The sequence below is a fragment of the Mycobacterium scrofulaceum genome, from assembly GCF_002086735.1.
Classification (GTDB): domain Bacteria; phylum Actinomycetota; class Actinomycetes; order Mycobacteriales; family Mycobacteriaceae; genus Mycobacterium; species Mycobacterium scrofulaceum.
Genome location: NZ_MVIJ01000126.1, coordinates 1 through 2,526 on the forward strand (window position 1 = coordinate 1; position 2,526 = coordinate 2,526).

A 2,526-nucleotide genomic window follows, 5' to 3' on the forward strand; every position below is an offset into this window, starting at 1 on the left:
CGCCAGCCCCGGCTCCCCCATCGCCGTCACCGCCACCGCCGCCGCCGCCGTCACCGTCGCCGCCGTCACTACCGCCGCTGGTATCGCCTCCACCATCACCGCCGCCGGCGCCGTTACTGTCGCCCTTGCCCTTCTTCTTCGGGTCGCCCCCAGCGGTACCGCGGTACTCCTCACCCAGGGCGGCAAGCAACTCGGCTTGCTTTTTGCTGTCCACCTTCGAACTGTCAAGAATCTGTTGAATCTGGGCGAGCTGGCCGTCCAAGAACTGGTTAAACAAGGCCATCGCATGTGGGTCACCGGCGGTTTGCGGGTTGGACGTCAGCGCCTTGCGCGCTGTCTCGATGCTGGCGATGATGCCGCTAATCCGTGAGCGATTGTCGTCGTTGGCCGCGAATATCTGCTTGAGCAAATCGGCTAGCTTCTCATCGGTCTGGTTGACCGCGCCGCTGGCCTGCTGGTAGGTCGTTCCCGCTTGCCCGGCACCCTGCTGCAGCCCGCTGGGCCCACCCGGGGGTTGAGGAGCAGGCCCCCACCCCGGCGCGCCCGGCGCCTGAGGAGCAGGCCCCCACCCTGGCGCGCCCGGCGGAAACGTCGCGGGTACCGGCTGCTGGGCGGGCCAGTCGCTCTCACCGTCGCCACCACCGTCGTCATCGCCGCCGAAGATCCCCGAAAGGTCATCAAACAGGTCATCCAAGACGTCATCAAGAAAGCCCATGGCTTGCCCAAATCCCCTCTAACCGCAGGTTGTTGGAAAAACGCTACCGCCGTGTGCTGGCACTATGCGACGGTCGCGCCTCACCGATTTCCCTGGCCCGACGAGCATCAGCATGTCGGCGGTGTTCGTTGCGGTCTTACTGGTCGCCGACCGTCATGCCCAGCGCGCTTGCAGCGGCATCGCGAATCTTGCTGACCGTGTCGTGATGTAAACCCACCTCCGGCTTGGCCCCGATCGCGCGCAGCGATAACGCAGGCCGAGATTCGTACAAGTACCGCAGCACCTGCGCCAACTTGTCGGTAGGCACGCTCGGGCAATAACCTTCTTCATGCAGCTTGCCCGCAGCAGCTTCCCAGCGGTCCATTCGCTCCACCGCCAGCGCCAGCGCGCGCTCGCGCAACTGCGAGCGCGCATCGGGCGGCGGTGCGGGATGAAATCGCCACAAGGTCCCCAAGATATGCGTCGTGACCATCAGCGCTACCGGTGGCACACACGCCAAACCCGCGGCACCCCAACGCATCCACGGCGCCAGCTGCCCGGTGAATAACCACGCGTGCAAAGCATTGCCGCCCACACTCACCAAAGCCGCTACCCCGAGCACCGCCCACAGAAAAACACGGTTCCAAAACTGCTCACGGTAGGGCGCAAACGACACAATCCCCAGCGTCGCAAGGATGATCAGGCCATCAAGGATCAACGGCCACAGCCACGACGGCCACCCGGGCCACGCCGACATCGCCGCTAAATTCCGCAACGAGGTGAACGACAAGACGAAGCTGATGGTCGCGATACCCACCGTCAGCCACACCGCTGCGGTGCGGCTACGGCGAACCAACCGCAACGTGCGCATCTCGTCTTCACCGGCCGCATCCCACTGCGCAGGTGGTGCGTTCAGTGTTTCGGACCCGAGTGAGTCTGACTCGACAGCGGGCATCGACAGCGCGCCCTGGCCGCCGAAGTGCTCGTCGACGGGATGAACCTTGACGTCGGATCGCTGCGCAAGCCCTGCGCCATTGCGGCGCGTGTTCAGTGTCGTCACTCGCGGAATCCCTTCGCAGGCAAAGAATAACGGCACACAACTGGGCTGTGCCGCACGCCAGAACAGCAGCGCTGCAGTCCCGTTGAGACCCCGACCAGGTGGGCTCAAGCCGAACTTACAACCCCGCTCGCCCTTACGCGTCGGTCGGCGGTCACCGATTTGCGAGCGCCAAAAGCCCCGGCGTGGAGATTGGCAAAAAAACTTCCCGCGGGTGCGGCGTAAGGGTGCTGAAGCTGCTTACTGTGGTGCCTGCGCGGAAAACCGCGCGGCGTGTCGGCCGAACATCGATGCCGACTCGTGTCACTCTGGTCCCACCAGAAGCCCCAACCACCCAGATGAACGAGGAGACCGCGCCCCACACCTTCACCCAAACGCGTTGACGGACACCACAGGTCAACACACAACTTGATACGGCCCTTAACGCAGAAGTCCCCGCCGAAGCGGGGACAACTGCGACCGGAGACACCAACTCCGGTCAATGGCCTCTGAAACCAGAAACCAAGCCTTCACCGGGCTGGTTTCACGATAGAGGACACCCTCGTGAACCACAAGCATGACGACACCGCCAGCACCGGACGAGTCGCGTCCTGCCTGCAACACCCTGGCGACTGGTTTGACGCCAAGCGGCGCACCTATACCCGCCAGCAATGCCTCAACTGCCCAACCCTGCAGCCCTGCACCGAATCTGCACTGCACCGTCAACCCTCCTACGGCATGTGGGCCGGAGTCTGGATTGACGGCGACTTTCCCGCCAAAAGGCACCTGCTGGGCC

Annotated in this window: 3 protein-coding genes; 1 reads left to right on the forward strand and 2 read right to left on the reverse strand. The window is 64.1% G+C overall.

Going from position 1 to position 2,526, the window contains the following annotated elements:
• Together BST44_RS29010 and BST44_RS29015 are read right to left on the reverse strand one after the other, a co-directional pair.
• Positions 1–715 (reverse strand): DUF4226 domain-containing protein (locus tag BST44_RS29010; protein WP_142274738.1); only part of this gene is annotated, 715 nt, incomplete at its 3' end.
• A gap of 136 nt (positions 716–851) precedes the next feature.
• Positions 852–1,754: a DUF2637 domain-containing protein gene (locus BST44_RS29015; RefSeq protein WP_052955346.1), complete on the reverse strand. Its 903-nt coding sequence runs from the start codon at positions 1,752–1,754 to the stop codon at positions 852–854.
• A 540-nt stretch (positions 1,755–2,294) separates the two neighbouring features.
• On the opposite strand from BST44_RS29015, the gene BST44_RS29020 reads away from it, so the two are divergent.
• The coding region (locus BST44_RS29020; protein ID WP_208619906.1) for a WhiB family transcriptional regulator at positions 2,295–2,526 on the forward strand (232 nt) is incomplete at its 3' end.